The organism is Microcystis protocystis FBCC-A270 (assembly GCF_050500235.1).
GTDB classification, from domain to species: domain Bacteria; phylum Cyanobacteriota; class Cyanobacteriia; order Cyanobacteriales; family Microcystaceae; genus Microcystis; species Microcystis ichthyoblabe_A.
Map to the genome: position 1 here is coordinate 585,724 of NZ_CP191407.1, position 23,545 is coordinate 609,268.

The 23,545-nt window shown below is 44.0% G+C and carries 19 protein-coding genes, 2 tRNA genes and 1 pseudogene; 12 read left to right on the forward strand and 10 right to left on the reverse strand.

Features of this window, described 5'->3' with window-relative positions:
• The 3 genes from ACQY1X_RS02725 to psbU all read right to left on the reverse strand — a co-directional run bounded on the left by ACQY1X_RS02725 (position 1) and on the right by psbU (position 3,581).
• The gene (locus ACQY1X_RS02725) at positions 1 to 1,104 is read right to left on the reverse strand and encodes a HEAT repeat domain-containing protein (RefSeq protein ID WP_430015364.1); all 1,104 of its coding nucleotides are present in this window, start codon (positions 1,102 to 1,104) and stop codon (positions 1 to 3) included.
• Between the two features lie 206 nt (positions 1,105 to 1,310).
• Positions 1,311 to 2,981 (reverse strand): L-aspartate oxidase, encoded by a 1,671-nt coding sequence (gene nadB / locus ACQY1X_RS02730; protein WP_430015365.1) that lies wholly within the window; start codon positions 2,979 to 2,981, stop codon positions 1,311 to 1,313.
• A 192-nt stretch (positions 2,982 to 3,173) separates the two neighbouring features.
• Positions 3,174 to 3,581 carry a photosystem II complex extrinsic protein PsbU gene (gene psbU / locus ACQY1X_RS02735; protein WP_104395577.1) on the reverse strand — a complete coding sequence of 136 codons (408 nt, stop codon included), beginning with the start codon at positions 3,579 to 3,581 and terminating at the stop codon, positions 3,174 to 3,176.
• A 486-nt stretch (positions 3,582 to 4,067) separates the two neighbouring features.
• On the opposite strand from psbU, the gene ACQY1X_RS02740 reads away from it, so the two are divergent.
• From ACQY1X_RS02740 to ACQY1X_RS02760, 5 genes are all read left to right on the forward strand, one after another.
• The gene (locus ACQY1X_RS02740) at positions 4,068 to 4,703 is read left to right on the forward strand and encodes a peroxiredoxin (RefSeq protein ID WP_002735346.1); all 636 of its coding nucleotides are present in this window, start codon (positions 4,068 to 4,070) and stop codon (positions 4,701 to 4,703) included.
• A gap of 591 nt (positions 4,704 to 5,294) precedes the next feature.
• Complete coding sequence (locus tag ACQY1X_RS02745; protein ID WP_430013924.1) at positions 5,295 to 5,597, forward strand: ferredoxin; 303 nt, start codon at positions 5,295 to 5,297, stop codon at positions 5,595 to 5,597.
• 134 nt (positions 5,598 to 5,731) lie between these two features.
• Positions 5,732 to 5,816: transfer RNA gene (locus tag ACQY1X_RS02750), tRNA-Tyr, on the forward strand.
• Between the two features lie 8 nt (positions 5,817 to 5,824).
• Positions 5,825 to 5,896, forward strand: a tRNA-Thr gene (locus tag ACQY1X_RS02755).
• A 144-nt stretch (positions 5,897 to 6,040) separates the two neighbouring features.
• Entirely contained in the window at positions 6,041 to 9,049 is a 3,009-nt protein-coding gene (locus ACQY1X_RS02760; protein ID WP_430015366.1) for an alpha-mannosidase, read from the forward strand.
• Here ACQY1X_RS02760 and psbN read toward each other — a convergent pair.
• Entirely contained in the window at positions 9,046 to 9,177 is a 132-nt protein-coding gene (gene psbN / locus ACQY1X_RS02765) for a photosystem II reaction center protein PsbN (protein ID WP_002736132.1), read from the reverse strand. The genes ACQY1X_RS02760 and psbN overlap by 4 nt on opposite strands.
• Positions 9,178 to 9,345: 168 nt before the next feature.
• Here psbN and ACQY1X_RS02770 point away from each other — a divergent pair, with 168 nt between their 5' ends.
• The 4 genes from ACQY1X_RS02770 to ACQY1X_RS02785 all read left to right on the forward strand — a co-directional run bounded on the left by ACQY1X_RS02770 (position 9,346) and on the right by ACQY1X_RS02785 (position 12,409).
• Positions 9,346 to 10,194, forward strand: a complete 849-nt coding sequence (locus ACQY1X_RS02770) for a carbonic anhydrase (protein WP_430015367.1) — start codon at positions 9,346 to 9,348, stop codon at positions 10,192 to 10,194.
• 82 nt (positions 10,195 to 10,276) lie between these two features.
• Positions 10,277 to 11,293, forward strand: a complete 1,017-nt coding sequence (glsA, locus tag ACQY1X_RS02775; protein ID WP_002736106.1) for a glutaminase A — start codon at positions 10,277 to 10,279, stop codon at positions 11,291 to 11,293.
• 390 nt (positions 11,294 to 11,683) lie between these two features.
• Positions 11,684 to 12,043 (forward strand): YtxH domain-containing protein, encoded by a 360-nt coding sequence (locus ACQY1X_RS02780; RefSeq protein ID WP_430015368.1) that lies wholly within the window; start codon positions 11,684 to 11,686, stop codon positions 12,041 to 12,043.
• On the forward strand, positions 12,044 to 12,409 hold the full coding sequence (locus ACQY1X_RS02785; protein ID WP_002735843.1) for a hypothetical protein: 366 nt from the start codon (positions 12,044 to 12,046) through the stop codon (positions 12,407 to 12,409).
• Between the two features lie 453 nt (positions 12,410 to 12,862).
• Here the strand turns inward: ACQY1X_RS02785 and ACQY1X_RS02790 are convergent, their stop codons facing one another.
• Positions 12,863 to 15,421, reverse strand: coding sequence for a COR domain-containing protein (locus ACQY1X_RS02790; RefSeq protein ID WP_430015369.1), 2,559 nt, complete (start codon positions 15,419 to 15,421; stop codon positions 12,863 to 12,865).
• A gap of 534 nt (positions 15,422 to 15,955) precedes the next feature.
• Here ACQY1X_RS02790 and ACQY1X_RS02795 point away from each other — a divergent pair.
• Together ACQY1X_RS02795 and ACQY1X_RS02800 are read left to right on the forward strand one after the other, a co-directional pair.
• The gene (locus tag ACQY1X_RS02795; protein WP_002775882.1) at positions 15,956 to 16,762 is read left to right on the forward strand and encodes a TPM domain-containing protein; all 807 of its coding nucleotides are present in this window, start codon (positions 15,956 to 15,958) and stop codon (positions 16,760 to 16,762) included.
• Between the two features lie 150 nt (positions 16,763 to 16,912).
• Positions 16,913 to 17,617, forward strand: coding sequence for an LmeA family phospholipid-binding protein (locus ACQY1X_RS02800; RefSeq protein WP_016514674.1), 705 nt, complete (start codon positions 16,913 to 16,915; stop codon positions 17,615 to 17,617).
• Between the two features lie 387 nt (positions 17,618 to 18,004).
• Here the strand turns inward: ACQY1X_RS02800 and ACQY1X_RS02805 are convergent, their stop codons facing one another.
• From ACQY1X_RS02805 to ACQY1X_RS02815, 3 genes are all read right to left on the reverse strand, one after another.
• Complete coding sequence (locus ACQY1X_RS02805; RefSeq protein ID WP_036395313.1) at positions 18,005 to 19,243, reverse strand: DUF445 domain-containing protein; 1,239 nt, start codon at positions 19,241 to 19,243, stop codon at positions 18,005 to 18,007.
• 35 nt (positions 19,244 to 19,278) lie between these two features.
• Positions 19,279 to 19,977, reverse strand: a complete 699-nt coding sequence (gene ubiE / locus ACQY1X_RS02810; protein ID WP_016514676.1) for a bifunctional demethylmenaquinone methyltransferase/2-methoxy-6-polyprenyl-1,4-benzoquinol methylase UbiE — start codon at positions 19,975 to 19,977, stop codon at positions 19,279 to 19,281.
• 125 nt (positions 19,978 to 20,102) lie between these two features.
• Positions 20,103 to 20,972 carry an MBL fold metallo-hydrolase gene (locus ACQY1X_RS02815; protein WP_430015370.1) on the reverse strand — a complete coding sequence of 290 codons (870 nt, stop codon included), beginning with the start codon at positions 20,970 to 20,972 and terminating at the stop codon, positions 20,103 to 20,105.
• A 130-nt stretch (positions 20,973 to 21,102) separates the two neighbouring features.
• On the opposite strand from ACQY1X_RS02815, the pseudogene ACQY1X_RS02820 reads away from it, so the two are divergent.
• Positions 21,103 to 21,420: pseudogene (locus ACQY1X_RS02820) on the forward strand (class I SAM-dependent methyltransferase); the annotation flags it as partial.
• Positions 21,421 to 21,424: 4 nt separating this feature from the next.
• Here ACQY1X_RS02820 and ACQY1X_RS02825 read toward each other — a convergent pair.
• Both ACQY1X_RS02825 and ACQY1X_RS02830 read right to left on the reverse strand, forming a co-directional pair.
• Entirely contained in the window at positions 21,425 to 22,411 is a 987-nt protein-coding gene (locus ACQY1X_RS02825; protein WP_193979721.1) for a DMT family transporter, read from the reverse strand.
• Positions 22,412 to 22,478: 67 nt separating this feature from the next.
• Complete coding sequence (locus tag ACQY1X_RS02830) at positions 22,479 to 23,522, reverse strand: AI-2E family transporter (RefSeq protein ID WP_430013933.1); 1,044 nt, start codon at positions 23,520 to 23,522, stop codon at positions 22,479 to 22,481.
• Between the last annotated feature and the right edge of the window lie 23 nt (positions 23,523 to 23,545).

Here is a 23,545-nt window from a genome sequence, read left to right on the forward strand (position 1 = left end):
TCAGTTGGGTGTAGTTTCGGTGAAGGTCGGTGTGGTGTCGGTGAAGGAAGTATCCTGTACATCGTCATCTTCTGGTTCACCAGTAGTTTCTAGGGGAGCAATATCTAAACGGGGAGCTAATTGCAGATTTAACTGTCTAACTGCCCAGCGTGCTGTTTCTTGCACTTCCTCATCGGGATCATCGAGGGCATGACAAATTAATTGACTGATCTGAGACATGATATCGTAGAGTCTGGTTAAATCCCGAATGGCATTTTTCCGCACCTGGGGATTTTTATCCTGGAGAGAGATAGCCAAAGCTTGGTTCATCGGCCGCAGGGAGCGGGTGCAGATTTGAGCGAGAGCTTCTAGGGTTAAACTGCGTTCGTAGGAATCTCCATCCACCATGCTATCGACTAAAGGCTGCATTGCCCTAGAATCGGACACCTGTGCCAGCTTCCAAACCGCCCTTCTACGGGTACGGGGATCGTTATCGCGAAGACTTTCAATTAAACGCAAGATTAAATCTACGTTCGGGATGCGGGAGGTAGCTTGTACGAGCAAAGAAGGGTCGAAATCCTCGTCACCACTGCCATTAATGTCACTGTCAGTTTTGGTGTCTGCGCCGAAGGGATTGCCATTGCCCCTAGAAAAGTTGTCGAGTGGGTTTTTAGGATTGGCGTAAGTTGTCTTTTCGCGCCGTTTTGAGGCTTTGCCCTTGGGACGATATTGGAAGAAAAGCGATAGTAAAGCTGCCAATAAAGCGATGGATAACAGGGCCGAGCCAGCAATTAATGGTATTGGTGAAGCCGCATTTTCGGCGCCAGCGTTGGCAGCCCTGGTGGTTTGACCTAGATACTTCTTCGTATTAGCGATCGCATTTTGAGCAGAGGGGTCGTTCGGAAGTTGTGCCAGAGCTTGTTGAAATTTTTCCACGGCGAGTTGATAATTCTTTTGGCTTTTGGCCTCGTAACCAGCTTTCATCAACTGCTCGTAAGTGGCGAAAGTCTGGGTTTGCTCTAACCCAGGTAAAGTTTGAGCGTTAACCTTGGATAAAACCTGAAAATCATGACCCCAACTGCTCACACCGATAGCTAACAACAATAAAAAATTAGGTTTGATCATAGAATTTATGTAACTGCTTGGGGGTTGGTAAAAGTATGATAGCCTAAAAGCTATAGATGAGAGGCACTCAACTCCAGAGATGGGTCATAGACTAGGATGATTGGGAAAAGCCCCCGGTCAGCGTCAGACCAATAGTGCCGCTGCTGGGATCGGAGATAGAGTCCACTGTTTAACGCTGAGGGATTATCTGTGAAAAACTGGCTCAATTAAGCTTGTACCGGAGTTTTGTGCCAGGTTCGGCCTTGAATAGTCGTGTGTAATTGCCAATTAGCTACGATTTCTGGATAATCGCCCCGATAGTGACCACCTCGGCTTTCTGCCCGTAATAAGGCACTTTCCAGAATTAAGTCGGCGATATCTAAAAGATTTAATGTCTCGATCGCTATTCTTATTTCTAACTGCACCGAGGGACACAAAAATAATTGTCCTTTGTCGGGGAGAAGATTCTGGAGAAATTGGCCTATCTTTAAGGAATGTAACTGTTGTTTCCACTGTTGCACCCGTAGGATAGCAATTTCTAACTCATTTTGAAATCGGCAAATTCCCGCATTTTCCCACATTAAAATCGGTAATTCTCTCCGTACTTTTTGCCAGTCTTCCTGTTCTTCCTGCCAGTTTTCCGCAATTTCTAAGGGTTTTTCGGGTCTTTCCCCCAGAAAGTTTTCTGGCTCCAGACCTATTGCAGCTAAACTTGCCGCAAAGACAATACATTCCAAGAGAGAATTACTAGCTAAACGATTAGCCCCGTGAACACCTGTACTAGCGGCTTCGCCGATCGCATACAAACCAGATAGAGAAGTGCGGGCGTTTAAATCTGTGGCCACTCCTCCCATCCAATAGTGAGCGGCGGGGGCGACCGGAATCACATCCTCAAACACATTAATGCCCCATTTTTGACAGATGCGGATAATATTGGGGAAACGATAACGCAGACGCTCCGGTTCGATTGGTCTTAAATCTAGATATACTTTGGCATGGGCGGGATCGTCGGAGGTTTTCTGCAAATGGCTAAAAATCGCCCGACTCACCACATCCCGGGGGGGGCCAATTCTCCGGGCCCGATGATAATCGAAGACAAAACGCCGCCCCAGAGCATCAATTAAATGCGCTCCTTCGCCGCGCACCGCCTCACTAATTAAAAACCGCGGTGCCCCCGGCACAGTCAAAGCGGTGGGGTGAAACTGAAAAAATTCCGGGTCGCGAATCACTGCCCCAGCACGCCAAGCGAGGGCGACTCCATCCCCCGTGCTAACGGCGGGATTAGTGGTTTGGGCATAGACTTGACCGCCGCCTCCCGTAGCCAGAATGACTGCTTGCGCTCGCAGCCAACAGAGATGATCTTGATGGAGTAAACAAATACCTTGACAGCGTTGCCCTTCCGGGTCAAGCCAGAGTTTCAGGGCGATCGCTTGGGGAATAATGGTAATATTGGGCCGCTCGGTCACTTTTTCCATCAGGGTACTGACGATCGCTCTCCCCGTGCGATCGGCTGCGTGCAGCACCCTGGCCTGGGAATGGGCAGCCTCAAGAGTGCGGGCTAAGTCGTCTCCGGAGCGATCAAAACTAACCCCTAACCGCAGCAAATCAGCGATCGCTTGGGGGGCCTTCTCGACTAAAAACTGCACAGCATAGCGATCGCATAAGCCCGCTCCGGCTTTCAGGGTATCTTCTAAATGGAAAACGGGGGAATCTGCCGGGGAGGTGGCTGCCGCAATTCCTCCCTGCGCCCAATCACTAGCCCCAGTTTTTAAATCTTCTTTGGTAATTAAACCCACCTTTAAGTTAGGGGGTAAACACAGTGCGGCATACAATCCCGCCGCTCCCGATCCCACCACTAACACATCTTGATAACTCGGCAGTTGCGAGGAAACGACCATGTAGGAGTTAATTGATAAATTCTATTTATTCTAGCATTTCATTTCTCTATAGTTCTGGCAAAAATCCCCGGTTTTTAGCTTGGGGCAGTATGCCAGATTCTTTCTTTTGCCTCTTGCCTTCAGAAGCTGATCACTGAAAAAGGTGAGCGATCGCCCACCTAGAAATTTTTTTAAAACCGTAATTAACTAGATTTAGTAAACTCCGGGGTTAAAACGGTCATCACCCTCGATAAATTCTTTAGAAGGCTCAGTAACGGTAAATTTCTCCAGATTAGCCTGTAAACGCTCTTTTTGAGTATCCGAGAGTCCGGGGATATTGAGGACATCTTCCACTTCTTCGTAGGGGGCGTTTTTGATGATTTTACCGGCTAAATTGGGATAGAACCCTCTCAAGTCCCGGAAATCGCGAATATCACTGTTATTGAGGTCGATTTTCGCCCCAAATTCTGTGGTTAGTTTGGCATCAGCCGCATTTAAGACCGCCACGGGATGAGAGGGAAGGGTGATCGAGGTAAGATTGAGAGCTTGAGCGGGAACTTTGCCCCAAAAACTCCCGATAATCAAGGCAATTACCGCCAGCAGACGAACAAGATTCTTCATTGCAGTTGTGGTCTCCTAAAACCAAGGCAAATTAACGATCAGGACAAGAAATGAAGCCGTCAGCTTTCCGACTAGGCATAGGGTGGGTAGTTGGGATTTGCCACCGCAGCCTAGCTATTAGCTGAACGCTGATAGCTAGTTAAAAAAGTTATATCATGCCATTAGACCAGATCATAACCTAGTTTGCCCCCCTAGGGGAAGGGTTTTGCGGTTTTGGGGTTTGATCACAAAGAACAAGTTGGTTAGGACAATCTAAATCGCTAAAACCCTTTTCTGGCAAGGATTTTCCTGATGCCATCTGGCGGCTGCTACAGTTGAATTTCCCTATTTCCCTATTTCCCTATTTCCCCACTTCCCCCATTTCCTCATTCCCCTATCCCCTAACCCAATTATTATAAATCCCTAAAATTATCGCTGACGAACAGCACTCCTATGGCATCATAGACTGTTGCTTGTCTTGAAATACATAATAAGGAAGACACAATTATGGCTCTCCAATTGGGTGATATCGTTCCAGATTTTACACAAGATTCTAGTGCAGGTCCGATTTCTTTTCACCAGTGGGTAGGAGATAGCTGGGTGGTGCTGTTCTCCCACCCGGCTGATTATACCCCCGTTTGTACCACGGAATTAGGTACGGTGGCTAGTCTTAAGTCAGAATTTGAGCGACGTAATGTGAAAGTGATCGCTTTGAGTGTCGATAGTGCCGAATCCCATCGGGGTTGGATTAATGACATCAACGAAACTCAAAACACTACCGTTAACTATCCGATTATCGCCGATGGCGATCGCAAGGTATCCGATCTCTACGGCATGATTCACCCCAATTCCCTCAATAATCTGACGGTACGTTCGGTGTTTATTATCGATCCCAACAAAAAATTACGTTTAACTATTACCTATCCTGCCAGCACGGGACGCAATTTTAACGAGATCCTGCGGGTAATTGACTCCCTGCAGCTCACCGATAACTATCAAGTGGCTACCCCGGCTAACTGGACCGACGGTGGCGATTGTGTGGTGGTTCCCTCTATTCCCACTGAAGAAGCTCGTAGCAAATTCCCCAAAGGAGTTGAAGAAATCAAACCCTATCTACGCATGACTCCCCAACCTAATAAGTAATTAGGGTTTGCTAATCGGTGAACCAGATACTGGAAAACTGACAATCCGAAAACCAAGAAATCGTCAGGGAGGGTTAGCCATCCGTTTTAACGGATGCTACCCCTGGCAACAGGGGATTTATCTCCCTATATCATTTATTGGTTTGATTGTCAATATATTTTTTCCTAGTTTCCCTAGATGTGTTAGCGGCAGTAGTGCCGAAAAGCAATTTCTTGGCTGGGTTAAAGACAATTCATCGACATCTATCTTAACCATAAGTTAAATTAATATTTAATAAAAATCGGCTCAAGACGAAAAAAACGATTAGCATTATAGCTCCAAATGCTTAGTAGTGGTTAGTTTAGCTAGATTGTAGAGGGATGAAATTATCTAGAGATCGAGCAAGTATCCTCAAGAATTCTGGGTTAGATATATAAGTAAATTTTATTTTAAGTTTATTTAAGACTGTCATTACTAATGCAAGGCTGAGTCAGGCAGATTTTCCCGTAGTATCAAAAATGAAACTCGCTCGCATCGTTCACTCTGAGGACGGGCGAGAGGCAATTGTAGAGACTGCCGCTTTCACTAGCATTTAATTAAGAGGAACAACCGATGCCAATTTATAAAGTCACCCTGAAAAATGAATCTGAAGGACTTAATGCTACAATTGAGGTTCCCGATGATGAGTACATTCTCGATGTAGCTGAAGAGCAAGGACTGGACTTACCCTATTCCTGCCGTGCGGGAGCTTGCTCCACCTGTGCAGGTAAAATTGAATCTGGTACTGTCGATCAATCCGATCAATCCTTCTTAGATGACGATCAAATTGAAGCGGGTTATGTCCTCACCTGCGTCGCCTATCCTACCTCTGACTGTGTGATCCTCACCCACAAGGAAGAAGACGCTTTGAAGTAATCTTCAAGATTATCAGAAAACTCCCATTAAAGCCATGGCTTTAACGGGAGTTATTTTATGGCTCAAAAATTTTTTTCCCTAAACACTTGTGGGTTTTAGCTAAGGGTGCTATGATTGTTAATCGTGGAATTAATGGGTCGGTGCCCGAGTGGTTAATGGGGGCGGACTGTAAATCCGTTGGCTACGCCTACGCTGGTTCGAATCCGGCCCGGCCCACCACGATCAATGCCCGTGTAGCTCAGTGGTAGAGCACACCCTTGGTAAGGGTGAGGTCATGAGTTCAATCCTCATCACGGGCTTTCTCTTTCCTGATCATTCTCAATCAACCATTGAAGGATGAGATTAAGCAAGTCTTCAGCACTATGGCGTTAACAGAAGTTATCCCCTAGCCCGATTAGGCATCGATCGCCTAAAATAGTCAAAATTAACTTATTTGTTGGCTCATGTCTCCCCTCGACAACATCGCTAAACTGTCTCACCTCACCCGCACAGATGTTCAGAAAAATTGGTTGATCGCTACAGCAGCGGGAAACCCAATTCAACCCGTCACCCTCAATGAAAAACAATACATTATTTGGCCAGCCGGCAGACAAATTCAATATCTAACTCAAAAAATTATTGTCCCCGAACATTTAGCCGGTTATCCTTTAGCGGGAATGGAACTGAGATTAATCCTAACTTGGTGGGCGGAAGATGTCAAAATTTATGTTAATAATCAATTTATCCAAGCAGGAGATCTCTTTGATTCTTCCACGCGCATTTTACTTTCTAACTCGGTCTCTACTGGTCAAGAAATTCTTGTTACTCTGCGTTTAGTCAGTCCCAATCATGATATTGGTGGTTTGATGAAATCCCAGTTAATCTATGAATATAGCCAAGCGATCGATCCTAGTTTTGTCGCTGATGAATTGACCATTCTCCATAATTATCTGCAAACTTTTTATCCTGAAAACTTAGCAGCTTTTACCGCTACTCTCGATAATATTGACTGGGATAATGTCACCAACAAAGATAGATTTAATCAATCCCTAGAATCAATTCGTCAATCCCTACAACCCCTCGCTCAACCTCTCAAAGAACGCAGTTTTCATCTTCTCGGTCATGCACATTTGGATATGGCTTGGTTGTGGCCGTTGGCAGAAACTTGGCAAGTGGCAAAAAACACTTTTATCTCGGTTTTAAACCTGCAAAAATATTTTCCTGCCCTCATATTTGGTCATTCTAGTCCCCTAATTTACGAATGGATAGAAAAACATCATCCTGACCTGTTTAAAGCAATTCTAGAGGCATATAAAGGGCAATCCTGGGAACTTTTGGGCGGGATGTGGGTAGAACCAGAAGTCAATTTAATCTCTGGGGAATCCCTATTTCGACAGCTGCTTTATGGACAAAAATATTTTCAAGAAAAATTTGGACAAATCACTAAAACTGCTTGGCTGCCGGATACCTTTGGGTTTCCCTACCAATTGCCACAAATTCTTAAATCCTTTGGCATCAAATATTTTGTAACTGGGAAACTACATTGGAATGATACGACTAAATTTCCCCACGGTTTTTTCTGGTGGCAATCTCCCGATGGCAGTAAAATTCTTTCCCTAATGTCTCCTCCCAATGTTGCTGGAGTTATGGATACTAATCCAATTATTATGACCGATCATGCTCTCAATTGGGAACGGCAAACCGGCTTAAAAGATATTTTTTGGCTGCCCGGTGTTGGCGACCATGGCGGCGGTCCGACTCGTGATATGTTAGAAGTGGCACAACGTTGGCAAAAATCTCCTTTTTTCCCCCAGTTAAAATTTAGCCAAGCAACAACTTATCTGGACAGTCTGGAGACAAGTAATCTTCCTATCTGGGATGATGAATTATATCTAGAATTTCATCGCGGTTGTTATACCACTCACTCTGACCAAAAAGCCTATAATCGTTACTGTGAAATCCTCTTGTATCAAGGGGAATTATGGTCTTCTCTGGCTAATATCTTACTAGAGATTCCCTATCCGAAAGTTGAGATAGAATCCGCTTGGAAAAAGGTTTTATTAAATCAGTTTCATGATATACTGCCCGGTACTTCGATCCCCGAAGTGTTTAGGGATGCTAATCAGTTATGGCGGCAAGTTATCACCACAGGTGAAGCAATTTTAGATCAAGCTTTACAGGCAATTGCTAATCAAATTAATTTACCTAATCCCCCCCATCCCCAAGCAAAACCTTTTCTAGTTTTTAATTCTCTTAACTGGGAAAGATCTCAGGTTATCTCTTTATCTATAGGATCTGTAAATTACTCAGTTTATGACTTGAATAATTGTCTTTGTCCTTCGCAATTATCCCACAACAATCAGCTATTATTTCTCGCTGAAAATATTCCTTCTGTGGGTTATAAGTTATTTTGGTTAGTTCCCAATCAGCAAGCAGCCGAGCAAAATTTAACTAACTGCCAATTTACTTTAGATAATGGCTTGCTTAAAGTTACTATTAACTCAGAAACGGGGGATATAGATAGTATATTTGATATAATTAATCAAAAAGAAATCCTACAAGCTGCTGGTAATCAATTACAGGCATTTAAAGATCAAGGACAATATTGGGACGCTTGGAATATTGATCCGAATTATCAACAATATCCCTTACCAAAAACAGTATTAAAATCGATCGAATGCTTAGAATGTGGTCCCTTGCGCTGGCAGATTCGCGTGATCAGAAGTTTAGGTGATTCGCAATTTTGTCAAGATTATATCTTAGAAAAAGATGCTCCTATTCTCGAGATTAAAACTATTGTTAATTGGCAGCAAGAACATACTTTAGTAAAAACCGCTTTTCCTCTTACCCTAAACAGCGATTTTACCACCTATGAAATTGCCTGTGGTGCGATCGAGCGTGATCACGAACCAGAATCGCCAAAATGGGAAGTTTACGCCCATAAATGGGCGGATTTAACCGATACAGAGGCAAACTACGGGGTAAGTCTTTTAAATAATAATAAATATGGCTATGATGCTACTAACCAGCAACTGCGATTAACTCTGTTGAGAAGTCCCCGATGGCCCGATCCCGAGGCGGATCTGGGAAACCAAGAATTTACCTATGCAATATATCCCCATCAAGGTAACTGGAAAACGGCGAAAACTGTCCATCACGCTTGGCAGTTAAACTCACCTGTCAACGTTATTTTTATTAATAATTCTTCTCGATCAACCCAGTTGCCACCCGTGGCACAATGGTTAAAATTCTCGGCCGATAACTTAATTTTAATGAGTTTCAAACAAAGTGAAACAGCCTCTCGGGGTTGGGTAATGCGCGTTTATGAATGTCAGGGAGAAAACGCTGTTATTGATTGGCAAAATCAATTACAATTAACAATAAAAGAATCGATCGATGGTTTAGAAAGAGCGATCGATCCTATGGAGCAAATTTCTCCTTGGCAGATAGCCACATGGTTATTAAAGAATTAATCTTCGTGATCTTCAAAAGGATCGCTTAATTCTGCTGCCGGCGGTCCAAAAGCGGTATAAAGAGCTAAAGCGGTAATTCCTACCAAAGCGGCAGCGATCGAAACACCCAAAATTGTTGCAGTTTCCATAGAATAAAATTTGCTTAGATACAGTCTGTATCTTATCTTAACAAAATATAACCGATCTCGCAGCCGATAACGATCGCTAATCTGGCCGGTTGCATTGCTGTTATCTCATGCCCGATAATGCTGAAAGGATCGAGTAAATAGCGATCAAACTAAACCAGAAAAATTATTATGAAGAAACTCCTACAGGGACTAGAAAAGTTCCAGAGTGGTTATTTTGATGAACATCGGCAATTATTTGAGCAACTCTCCCACGGACAAAAACCGAGAATCCTGTTTATCACCTGTTCCGATTCCCGTATCGATCCTAACCTAATTACCCAAGCGGAGGTGGGGGAATTATTCGTAATTCGTAATGCGGGGAATATAATTCCTCCCTACGGAGCAACCAATGGTGGTGAAGGTGCATCTATAGAATATGCTATCAACGCTCTCGGCATCGAGCAAGTGATTATCTGCGGTCACTCCCATTGTGGAGCGATGAAAGGTTTGTTAAAATTGCAGAGTCTAGCCGATGAAATGCCTTTAGTTTACAATTGGTTAAAACAAGCAGAAGCTACTCGACGTTTAGTTAAGGATAATTACAAAGAATTAGAAGGGGAAGAACTGATCGAGGTGACAGTAGCAGAAAATGTTCTCAATCAGTTAAGTAATTTGCAAAGCTATCCAATTATTCGTTCCCGATTACATCAGGGTAAATTATCTCTACACGGTTGGATTTTTCGGATTGAAACCGGTGAAATTTTAGCCTATGATCCCATCCTACACGATTTTGTCGCTCCTCATAGTAAAATTGCCCATGCCGAAGCAGCAGACAATTTACCCTCTAGTCGTCATCTTCCCAATAGTCATCCCTTCAAGATTTCTGAGGATTATATCAGGACTCACGCGGAGGTAAAAAAAGCCACTCCTGCGGTTAATACTGTGGCCAAAAAGAATGGCTCCTCGACCCAAAAACCGGGCTATAATTATTTAGAACCCTCCCAAGCTGATCGCATTTATCGCGGTTCGAGAAGTTAATTAGGGATTACAGAAATTCTCTAGAGATGCGCTTATTACCGTCTCTAGAGGGGCAATTAAACGATAACTGCTATACTCCTCTATGGCTTCCCCAAAAGATTTTATTAGTCCCGTCAATTCCGAGCAAGAGTTAGTCTATCCTTTTCGGAACTATCTTAACTATCTGCACGCAAAATACTCTGATTTACAGACGGGTCATATCGCCGATTATATTCCGGAATTAGCCCTAGCAGCTCCAGAATGGTTTGGTATTTCCGTAATTAGCACTGATGGTCAGATTTTTGAGGTGGGAGACTGTCAGCAAACCTTTACAGTACAATCGATTTCTAAAGCTTTTGTCTTTGGATTAGCTCTAGAAGATCACGGAAGAGAATACGTTAATAGTAAAGTCGGTGTTGAACCCACCGGAGAAGCTTTTAACTCGATTATTCTCGATGAAAAAACCAATCGTCCCTATAATCCTATGGTTAATGCTGGTGCGATCGCTACCACGGATTTAATCACCGGACAGAATGCCACGGAAAGGCTAAAACGTATTTTAGAAATGTTTAAACGCTATACCGGCAGGGATCACGAGATTAATGTCCCCGTTTTTCTCTCGGAAAAATCCACCGGCAATCGCAATCGGGCCATGGCCTATCTAATGCTAAATTTTGGCATGGTCAGCGATAAAATTGAAGAAACCCTCGATCTTTACTGTCAACAATGCGCCATCCTCGTCCATGCTCACGATTTAGCTCTGATGGCTGCTACCTTGGCTAATGGAGGTGTCAACCCAATCACAGGAATACGGGCGATCGATGAACACTACGTTCAAGATGTGATCAGTGTTATGCTTACCTGTGGAATGTACGACGCTTCGGGAGAATGGGCCTATCGGGTAGGATTACCAGCAAAAAGCGGTGTCGGTGGCGGAATTACGGCAGTAGTTCCCCATCAGTTGGGAATTGGGACTTTTTCGCCCCTTTTAGATGAAAAAGGCAACAGCATCAGAGGAGTGAAAATTTGTCAAGATATTTCAGAGGATTTTGGGTTACATTTATTTAATGTGGCTAAACCAGAACGAGATTTAAAAACATGGCTTGAAGGCAATAGTTGATATTGATAGCTGTCCCCGACAAGAGCGCCTAACGGCCCTGGGAAATTAATTTGGCCAGAGGTCTGTGGAAAAAATTTCAGAAACCTCTTGACAAAAGCAGTGGGTTGTGTGTAATATAAATATTGTGTGAGGAGTATAAGTTCAGCATAAGAGGAACCTTTGGGGTCGAAACACGGCAAGACTCCCAGAGGTTCTTCTTTTTCACTTCCTTATTGGCTCAAAGTCAGCCATAAAATCAGGTTTTTCCCCGATCGCTAGTTTTTCTCAATTTATCCCTTCTAGGTCTGTTGCTGCTTACCAAGAGCAACAGGTCAAAATTTTTGCCGAAGAAACTGCACAAGAGAAGTGTAATTGCCCGTAAAATTGGGAATTAAGTACAAGGGCAATCCTATGGCAGATAACAATAACGGTAACGGTGGCTTATTCGTCGTCGGGGTTTTAGTGGGCAGTGCGATCGGGGTAGCGGCGGGTTTATTAGTAGCGCCGAGATCTGGAAAAGAAACCCGTCGAATTCTGCGAAAATCCGCCCAGGCTTTGCCAGAATTAGCCGAAGATCTGACCACGACGATGCAATTGCAGGCCGATCGCCTATCGGAATCGGCCCGGCGTAATTGGGATGATACTTTAATCAGATTAAAAGAGGCGGTGACAGCCGGAATCGAAGCTAGTCAAAGTCTAGCCACAGACAATCCCTCCCCTGACTCGCAAGAATCCCCCCAAGGCGATAATCAACACTCGAATCACTACTAAATGACCGAACCTATTTTCTGGCTAGGATGTTCTTTACTGCTAGTCGCCGTTAGTTTAACGGCGGTTTTCATCGCCGCTTTACCTGCTCTGCAAGAGTTAGCCCGGGCAGCCCGCAGTGCCGAAAAATTATTCGATACCCTCCATCGGGAATTCCCCCCGACTCTAGAAGCAATTCGCCTGACAGGGGCGGAAATCAGCGAATTAACCGACAATATCGATGAAGGGGTTAAAAGTACCCGCCAAGTTGTCCAAGGAGTCGATCGCAGTCTCGGTAGTGCTAAAGCTGGTCTCAGCAAGCTCGATCGTGGCAGCCGTCGCCTCTTGATCGGTTTTAAAGTCGCTTGGAATACTTGGAAACGCAGTTAAGGAGATGGGGCAGTGGGGTGTGGGGTGTGGGGTGTGGGGTGTGGGGAAGTGGGGAAGTGGGGAAGTGGGGAAGTGGGGAGATAGCAGAATTTCAACTAATACCCCAAAACCCTCAAACCCCAACTCCCTAAAACCCCAACTCTCAACTCCTAACCCCACCAACAAACTTTTTCAGCAAACCCTAAATAGGGTTTGCTGAAAAAGTAGGGGCGAAGCATTCGGATAGAAAATCTACGGTTTCACCGATAAGTTATTGTCCGAATGCTTCGCCCCTACAGGACGCGGAACCATGAAGACGCAAGGTTTTGAAGCACGATTCTCTCAGAATCTTGCACCTGTTTCGGGAGAAAAGCCACAAAACCTCTACCTTGCCTACATTTCACATTTATTCAGCAAACCCTAAATATTTGTAAACTTTTTCGTCTAAGTTACCTTTCTGTGGTAAGCAAATCTTTACTGCTCCGATTTGGGGGTTTCTTGGGGGGTGTCATCGTTGTTGGTTTTTGGTTCTTGTCCTTTAAAAATCGTGATAGATCGCCAAAAACCCTCTAAAAACTGATTGAAGGTCGTTTCATTGATTTTACCCGTCCAGAGCAATAACACAAAGACAATAAAAGCAAAGATAAAAATAATTGTCAAAACGCTGGTAATATGCTTTGAATCTGGCACAAAATGGGCAAACACCGCAACTATACAAGCAACCACAGCGAAAACCAGCAACAAAGCGAGACTAGGTTTCAGGAGATTGGGAGTTTCTGGCGTTTCGGGACTCATAGGGCGATTTTCTCGGCTTTTGCGGCCACGTTCCTCCCTTTCGTCGAGATATCTTTCTCTTTCTGTCTTAGATTCCACTCCTTCTAAGATATCGCGGATATTATATTTGCCGCGCAAATTGGGGAGAGGTTCTTCCACTCTGCCTTGGCGATCGAGTTCTATCAGATGGAGATAATCGACGGGAACTTCTACCCCGGTGGGTTTTTCCCCTTGCAATTCTCGAATCACTAACTTTTCCTGTACGGCTAAATTAGGGATAGTAGCGTGAATTTTCTGAAAATCTGTCTTAATAATAGCTAAAAGCGCACTAGCACGGGAACCCTGGGCTTTTATGCTGATGTAGTTATCTTCCTCGTCGGCACGCACCAAAGCTCTATTAAGATCCATTGTCAGAACCACACCACTACGCCAACGCATGGTTTTATAGATCATCTGGTGATTACGGACGATAAAGCGGGAAATAATGCTACCGGGCAGGATATCATAACGGTACTGGAAGTGTAAAGGTGCGTTTTCGTAGCTATCCACATCCGGTTCATCGATGGGTAGAAGATCGGTGATTAGATAGCGATCGGGACTGTACCCATCAAGGGGAAAACAGAGTTCAAATTTTCCCATCAAATCCATCAAAAATCGGCGTTTATTTTCGGGATAACGTTGGGTTTGTTTGAGAATATTTGCCAGATCTGGCAGTGAAAGAATGCCCTTTTTTTGCACCATCAAATCGTGATTATTGAGAATATCATAAACACCGCTAGTTACCCATTCCGGGTTCAGGACATTGGTTTCATTCAGTCGCGGATCATCTTGGTAGTTGAGGACAATACCGAGATCGTGGAGAAACTGCACTAAACTTTTTTGATCGCTGGCCTCTTTAATCTCGGCTTTCTGACACATTTCCTGATACTTTTCGTAGGAAATAAAGTCATAACTCTCTTGCATCGCTTCTAGTTGAGTTTTGATCTGAAACCAACTATTAGGCAATAAATCTTTGATATGGGGAATAGCATCGATTTGAGAGGCGATTTCTTGCACAAGTTCCCCGATTCCCTCACCGGTTTTACAGGAAGTGGCGATTAGTTTGGTGATTTGGGGATATTTTTTCCGGAGGGTGCGGATCTTAACTTGCGGGGGATGTTCATCAGCACAATTACCCACGATAATCACGGGAGAATTGCCTCCGTAGGTTTCAATGAGTTTTAACCAGTATTCCAGACGGTTTTGCTGTTCGTTTTTGCGGTTGTCGAGGACAAGCAGATAAAGACTGCGTTTAGTCAGAAAAAACTGATGGGTGGTTTGCATCACTTTCTGACCGCCAAAATCCCAGATATTGAGGCGAATATCAGGTTTTTGGGGCAGTTGCCACTTTTCAATATTAATGCCGGGGGTCTTGGGTTCTCCGGAATTAAAGGTATTGTGCAGTAACCGCTTTAACAGGGAAGTTTTCCCCACATCCCCCTCCCCCACGAATAAAACTTTAAGCTCATTAAGAGGGCGTTTTTCCCCTTTATACTTGAGATAACTAAAAATCGCCTGCGGGTTGCCATCATCCCATTTTTCTTCACCCCATCCCTGACGAATAATTTCCGGGGGAACGTTGGTAATCGGGTTATTTTCGAGGACTAATCGCTTCAGGTTGACTAGGTGAGCGAGCGCCTCTGGTATCTCCCTGATTTGGTTAATGCTGAGGTAGAGGATTTGCAGGGAGGTGAGTTGAGCGAGCGCCTCTGGTATCTCGCTGATTTGGTTATTGTTGAGGTTGAGGACTTGCAGGGAGGTGAGTTGAGCGAGCGCTTCTGGAATCTCCCTGATTTGGTTATTGTTGAGGTTGAGGACTTGCAGGGAGGTGAGTTGAGCGAGCGCTTCTGGAATCTCCCTGATTTGGTTATTGTTGAGGTTGAGGACTTGCAGGGAGGTGAGTTGAGCGAGCGCTTCTGGTATCTCCCTGATTTGGTTATTGCTGAGGTTGAGGCCTTGCAGGGAGGTGAGTTGAGTGAGCGCTTCTGGTATCTCGCCGATTTGGTTATGGCTGAGGTCGAGGTATTGCAGGGAGGTGAGTTGAGCGAGCGCTTTTGGAATCTCCCTGATTTGGTTATTGCTGAGATAGAGGTATTGCAGGGAGGTGAGTTGAGGGATTTCGGGGGGAATTTCTGTTAAGTTTCTGCCAGACAGATCCAACTCCCCCGCTCTTTCGTCCTTTGCCCGTTGAATTAACTCTAATACTTCCTGTGCTGTCATTGACCATCCCCCCGCTACTATATTTACTCCATTTTGGCAAAAGATCCAGTTAATGCCACTGGTTGAGACCTCATCAGCTTGAGTTGAGTTTCTGGAGAGTGAACTGAAAACTCGCATCTGATGACCGATAAGGGACTTGCGTGGGAATAATATCCTAGCCAGAAAATCGCTCTGTAGAAGAATCAGGCCGGCCAGATGGCATATTATCAAAGCGCAAGTCCCTTAGCTGCGGGGACTCTCAAAGGCTCTCCCCCTACTTAGGGTGATCAGCAAACCTGGGCGATCGGAGCGCAGGTTCCTTGCGCCCCTACAGTAACGGATTTTGTCCACAATGTAGGGGCGAACTGCGTTCGCCCAAAAGGTACATTAATGTAGGGGCGAACTGCGTTCGCCCAAAAGGTACATTATCAAAGCGCAAGTCCCTAACTGGGTGACTAAAGTTGAGAATTCCCTTAAGATAAAGTAAATAAGTGTAAAGAAACTGAAAGTTAGCCTACACCCTTGCTGAAAAAATTCTCATTGTCTAGAAGTGCTATGCTCAATCGTTTTTGCCGAGGAATCTCGATCGCTCTTGTAATTGGTGTCATTAGCTGTCTGGGTTGGATTATCTGCCCGGATCAAGCTCTAGCGGTGAATAATCCCGAATTACTGCCCAATCAAGCCACTCCGATCGTTGATTTAGCCAATTATCTACCCGCAAAACAGGAAGAGGCATTAATCCGAGATATCGAGACATTTCAAGGGGAAACGGGCTGGAAAATGCGAGTTTTAACCCAATATGACCGCAGCCCTGGCCGGGCAGTGATTAATTTCTGGGGATTGGATGATAAAAGTATTCTCCTAGTGGCCGATGGTCGCGGCGGTAATCTACTATCTTTTAGTATTGGTGATGCCGTCTATGAATTTTTACCCCGCACTTTTTGGATCGAATTACAGGCCCGTTTCGGTAATATGTATTTTGTCCGGGAAAATGGCGAAAATAACGCGATCGTACAATCCTTAGACACGGTAAAAGGCTGTTTAGTTAAAGGTGGTTGTGCGGTGGTCCCCGGTTTACCGAAGGAACAGTGGATTTTAACTTTAATTACCTCAATTGTCGGCGGTTTAGTCTTCGGTTTTGCCGGTATTCCTCGCAAAGAAGGACAGGTTTTCGCTTGGCAATGGGTTTTAATTGTCTCTCCCCTCTGGTTTATCCTCTTTGTTGCTTTTGGCATTGGACCGGTGGTTACTCGCACCAGTGAATTACTGCCCCTTTTCCGCAATTTAATCGGTTTTGCCCTCGGAGTTTTAGTCGCCTATCTTTCCCCTCGTTTTAATTCCCTCAATGCCTCAAAAACCTAAAAATTAGCGGCTTTTCAGTGATCAGTAATCAGTAAACAGAAAGTAGCGAAGTTTTCACCTATAACTGATAGCTGACGGCGGCCCCTCATGGTTTGATCGATCTAGCTCTGTTACAATTAGAAAAATTGTGGAGTGAGTGAGATAACGTTTATGTGGGTCAATACTCAAAGTGAGATTATTAGTAAGGTTTTGCCGCCAGCAGTACGTCTGTTCTTAAGAACGCAAGTAGAACAGATAGAAGATTTAGAAATGCAGCTGCACGGTCATGATCGGCAAATTTTGCGCGGTTATATCCCCGGGGTATTTTTAGCCGTAGGAAAAGCGATTTATCAGGGTTTACATCTAGGTAAAGCGCAATTAAGAGGGGAAAATATTCGTCTTAATATCGGGCAGGTTTTGCGAGGGAAACCCCTAAAAATTTTGGAACCTATTCGGGTTAGCGGTGAAGTGGAAATTAACGAGCAGGATTTAAATAATTCGATCGCCTCGACTATTTTAGTTAATGCTTTTGCCGATTTACTAATTTTTTCCCTAGAAAATAACGGAATTGTTAACGCCAGAGAAATTATCTCACAACAGCGTTTTAACTGGAAAAATGTTCTCTTAAATCAGGGTTATTTCTCTCTTCTCGGCCATAGAGAAACAGGTGCAGAAGTAATTTTTAGCGCTGATATTACCCTAGAAGATGCCCGCACTTTAGGGATTAGTCCCCGACAATGGCAAGGTTTAGCCCCAGATTTATCTATTGATTTGCAACCTTTTACCGTCGATTTAGGCAAAGATGTGGAGATTAAATCTTTTATTCTCGACGATAAAACTCTTTTCTGTCAGGGAAGTTTTTTGATTTTACCTTAACAATAAACGGGATGATTCCGGTGGGTTAACTTAGTTTAACCCACCTAATTAGGGCTTGCTGAATAAAGGTGAAATGTAGGCAAGGTAAGGGTTTTGTGGCTTTTCTCGCGAAACAGGTGCAAGATTTTGAGAGAATCGTGCTTCAAAACCTTGCGTCTTCATCGGCCCGCGTCCTGTAGGGGCGAAGCATTCGGATAAAAAATCTACGGTTTCACCGATAGGTTATTGCCCGAATGCTTCGCCCGTACTTTTTCAGCAAACCCTAATTAGGGCTTGCTGAATAAATCTAAAAACCTTGTTAGATTAAGGCTTTTTCAGGGGGAAAATTCACACCCCACACCCCACACCCTGCCCCCACCAACAAACTTTTTCAGCAGACCCTAATTATTAGCCCGGATTCTGTGCAATTAAAATAACTGTTTGCATTAGTCCAACTAGAAGACCGAGAATACCACCAAGATTAACAATTCCCTGTAATTCCTGTTTAACAATGCCTTGAATGGCATTTTCCAGATCGGCGGGGGAAGTGGCATTTACCCGATCGCGGATCACCTGATCAATGTTGAGAATCGGGATAATTTGGGCGACTAATTTCTCTAAATCTTCCTCTAAATAACGCTCTAAAATTAACGCTAACTCTTGACTAATTACCCCTAATGATGTAGTCATTGACCCCGAAGATTGCAGACGATTAATAATTAAATTAGCGATTTGATCCCAGTCGATTGTTTGTCCAAAATCTTGCAGAAATTGTTCGCCACTTTCTTGAATATAAATTCGCACCGTGTCTCTAGTGGTTTTACGCAATTGTCTGACGGTGGAGATAGGTAAATTTTGTAAAGAGATACTTTGTAACCAGTTTTTCAGACGATTACGCATCTCTAAAGATAGTAATAATTCTTTGATTCTGGTATTAGCTAAATCCTTTTCATCAAGGCAAAAAGTGCGTAAGCGAGCGAGGGCATTGCGTAAACCGAATAAATTGGCTACTACCCAATAGGTTCCACTGGTTTTTTCTCGAAATCCTTCATCGATAACTTGAATATTGCGATCGGTTAAAAAATCGATTAAAGCTAGACGGATAACATCAGCAGGTAGGACGGTTTCTAATAGCCAATCGGAGAATTGTCGCGCCTGTTGTTCACTGAGAGAAAATTCTAAGACTAGGCGATCAAAAATTTGATTGATCTGTTTTTCTAAAAAGTCCTGCCGTCGCGCTAAAACTTTTAGTAATCTCGCTAAAGATTCCCCGAATAAATCGTGAAGAATCGCCGCCAAAATCTCGGCGGTTTTTGCTTGCCGATCGCCTTTTATTTGTTTTAAAGCTAATTGTAACAGCCAGAGTATCGCCCCCTGTACCCTTTCCGTGTCGAGGAGTCGTTTAGCCAGTTTTTGTAATTCCTCGGGGGTTAACAGGGAACCCATGATCGTATCCGATACCCGGACAGCTAATCGATCTTGATTGCGAGGAATTAACCCCGGGGTGAAGGGAAGAGGACGCTTACCGATATAAATCGCCTTGTAGGGACGAAATAGCATTTTTATGGCTACATCGTTCGTAAAATAGCCAATAATTGCCCCCGCGATCGGCGGTAAGATCCATGTCCAAAGAGTAGGGAGATTCAATTTAGCAGCAAAAAATAAACGGAAATGTGAGTAGGTTATTTCTTCAAGACTAACACTCCCATCAGTCCTGCTAGGAGTGGATAGTGAACGGCGCCGGAAAATCCCGACTGATAGCCTAATTTTACCTGTTCTGGGCCCTGGGGAAAGCGATCGATACTGGGACTAATATAAGCGTACTGGTCAGTTAAACCGTAGCGCTCGGCAGCCGGAACGACGATATGATCGAGATACCAGTTTTGGAATAATTTGGCGATGGTTTCGGTGGGTTGATGGAAGTCAAGAATCGCCGCTTTAGCACCCGGTTTCAGGACTCGGTATAATTCCCCCAAACATTGGGCAATATCGACCACATTGCGTAATCCATAGCCAATAGTGGCACAATCAAAGCTAGAATCGGCAAAGGGTAAATTGAGGGCATCCCCTTCCATCCAGTTAATATTAGTGGCGCTAAAACGTTGACGGGCGATTTTTAATTGTTGTGGGGAAAAATCTAGTCCGATCACTTGGCCGGTTTTACCCACTTGTTTTGATAATAGGTTAGTCAGGTCGCCACTGCCACAACAGATATCGAGGGCAAAATCTCCTTTTTCGGGTTGACACCACTTGACTGTCATTAATTTCCAGATATGGTGTAATCCTAAACTTAATTCCTGATTGAGGCGGTCATATTCGGGAGCGATCTGATCAAAAATTGCTTGTATTTCTGTGGAGTTAGGTGAGGATTGATTGGACATTTTTATAATATAGCACCAGAGAAAATCCCAGATCAAGTTATATCATTCTATCCTATCTCCGCCCACGGAGATAAGCTGTTGACCATCTACAGCAGTTATCTTCATGGTGGGAACAGTAGCTTAGGTTACGCTTCATCTATCCGAGAACCTTCCGGTCGTAATTCGATCGAGAGTCCTTCCCGGGCGAGAATAGTTTGAGGCAGAATCTTTCTTACCTGTTCCCCAATGCGATCGAGAAAATCGTCATTATGGGCGGGATCGTGATGAAATAGAACTAACTGCTTAACTTGCGCTGCCTGGGCGATTTTGACTGCCTGTTGCCAAGTGGAATGACCCCAACCCACCTTAGAATACTTAGGATCGTTGTATTCCTCATCGGTGTAGGTAGCATCAATAATCATCACATCCGCTTGCCAGGCCAAAGCCAGAACGTTATCATCAAAGCGATCGGGAAAATGTTCGGTATCGGTAATATAAGCTGCCGATAAACCCTGCCAATTTACCCGATAACCCACCGCTTCCCCGGGATGATTTAAAGGACGGGTTTCGACGGTGAAATCGGCACAGTAGAGGGTTTTGCCCATTTCTAGATTATAAAATTCTAAATCAGCCCGCATAATCTGCAAAGGCACGGGAAAATTAGGGTGTGACATCTGATCGTGTAATCTTTGCTTGATGGTTACTCCGTTGGCAGAGGGAATCCCATAGATTTTAAAAGTATTGCCCCTGATAAAAGCGGGGATAAAAAAAGGAAAACCCTGAATATGATCCCAATGGGAATGGCTGAAAAATAAATGGGCTTTCACTGGACTTTCTGTCATCAAAGACTGTCCTAGGATGCGTAACCCCGTACCACCGTCGAAGATTAATCTTTCTCTACCGACTTGCATCTCGACACAGGAAGTATTACCACCATAACGAACGGTTTCCGAACCTGGACAGGGAATGCTCCCCCGCACTCCCCAAAATTTGATCTGGAAGCATTTGTAGGGCATATTAGAAGCTCCTCTACTTGTGCTAATAGGCTAATAGTTAGATTAGCACTCTTCCACAATTAAGGCAGTGACTTCATCCCGAAGATAACGATCTATGATTAAGGGTGAGGATCGTCACTTTTGCAAGAGCATGGATTTACAGAAATTCTTAGAAAAACTGCCCCAACAGTATCAGGATTGGGGATCGGCTTTAATGTCCCCTATTTCCGAGCAATTAACCCTTTTAAGCCAAAAAACTGCCTCCTATCCCGATCGCAATCTCTTTCCCCTGCTCAATCTAGCCGTTGCCTGTCTGCAACCAGACGAGGTTTACTGTCAAATTGGTTGTTTTCGTTGCGGTAGTTTAGTCGCCGCTTTCTGCCATAATAGCGATCGCTGCGGTTATGGCGTAGAAGCTTTTTTTAAATACGATCCATCGGGAGAAAAACTAACTGTATTATCTCAAGATTGAGTTAGTTGCTTTTGGGTATAAGTGAGGAAAGATTAGCAAAAATTGCCCGCACTTGTGGGGATATTTTTTCCCTTTGATTGATTAAATAAATACTAACAAGGGTTAAAGATACCCCCGCCCATTGCAATACACTTAACATCTCACCGAGGAATAAATTCCCGAAAGTGAGGGCAAAAACCGGAGTTAAAAAAGTCAAAGAACTTAAACTGGTTAAATTGCCTTTGGCGGCTAAATAAAAGAATATTCCATAGGCGATCGCACTACCAAAAATAGTGGCATAACTTAAAGCTAACCAACCATTTAAATCTACATTTTGCCATTGATGGGATTCGGTGAAACCTGAAGCTAAAAATAGCGGCAATCCTCCTAAAATCATGTGCCATCCGGTGGCGCTGACGGGATCCGCATGACGACAGACAAACCGGATTAACACTGTTCCCACCGCCATGGATAGGGAAGCCAAAAGCATCAGCATTTCGCCGCTATTTAGTAATTCCTGCCAGCTAAAGTCAATATTTACCGCTTTTTGTCCAAAAAAGTCATAAAACCATTGATCGGGCAAGCCGATTAAACTAATTCCCCCAATCCCTAAACCCAATCCTAACCATCCCCAGACACCGATAACTTCTTTAAATAGCCAACTGGACATTAAAGCCACCGCTAGGGGTTGGGAGTCAATAATTACCGATCCTAACCCCGCCCCGGTGCGATTTAACCCCAATGCCAGAAAACCTTGAAAAAGAGTGCCATCCATGAGAGCAAAAAGGGCAATCCATAACCATGCTTGCAGGGTTTTGGGCTGAGGACGACCTAAAAACCAAGCTACCATTAAAACTAACATTCCGGCGGGAACAAGGCGAATTCCCGCCATAAATAGGGGGGTGGTGTGGGGGATAACACCCTTCATCGCTACCATCGCTGTTCCCCAGAGAAAAAACGGTGAGATAAATAAGAGGGGCGAGGATTTCTTTAAATCTAGGTTTTCCATAGGTAGCGATCGAGTGTTGTGGATAACAAATTTCTCTAATTGTATAGTAGAAACTGGGGATCGGCTCTTAATTCTCCTGACTTTCTTTTAACTGATTTTCCTCTAAATCTGTTATTGGTTTTTCTTCCCCGTAACTGATCCAGATCGCAATCATTCCGGCAATAGGAATGGAGAGAAAAATACCTAATAATCCCGCAATTCTTTCGCCGATAAAGAGGGATAAAAATAAAATTACCGGGTTTAATTCTAGGGCATTGCCCATAACTTTAGGGCGAATAATATTATCTTGAATTTGTACCAAGACAACACAGACAATAAAAGCTTTAACGGCAATTGTTAGTCCTTGGGAGGTAAAAGTCAAGATAGTTACCAACAAAATGCCCAGGGTTGCCCCGATACCCGGGATAGCATCGATAACACCAAGAATACCCGCTAAAATTAGCCCATATTGAATTCCCAATAGGGAAAAACTTAAGAAACTCGTCACCGATAAAAAGAGCATTAATAACAGTTGCCCGCGAATAAATCCCAGAAAACTTTGTCGAAAAGACTTGGCAAAACGCTCCCGGTATGCTGGGGGGAGAAGTTGCAAAAAACTTCGCCAGAGTTTATCACCGTCGATGAGCATATAAACACTGATCACCGCCCCGAAAACGCCGGTAAAGACACTGGAAAAAACTCCTTGTACGACCGATAAACCTGTGGCTAAACCAGTTTGTAGGGTTCCCACCATTTTATTCCAATCTAATCGATCGAGAAAGTCTTGAAAGGGTAAAAAATCTTGTTGACCCAGGGCATCGGTAAGATTGAATATTAGTCCTTTCCCCTGACTAACTGCTTCTAATCCTATGCCTGTGACTAATCTAAATAGGAGGATAAAAGCTACTAGGGTGGTAATAGCAATGGCTAGTCCTCTCGGTAGATAACGAGATAACCAAACCACGGGATAATTTAATAGAGCGGCCAGGACTGCCGAACCAGTAAAAATAGCGATTGTCCCGTAGAAATAGTTAATTAAGATAATCAGACTCCAGCCACAACCAAATAATAATAGATAGCGCACTAGAATCGAGTTATTCAGAGTTTTCCAAAAGGAGCTAGAAGGGGTCATAAATCAAGCCAGAAATAGGATTT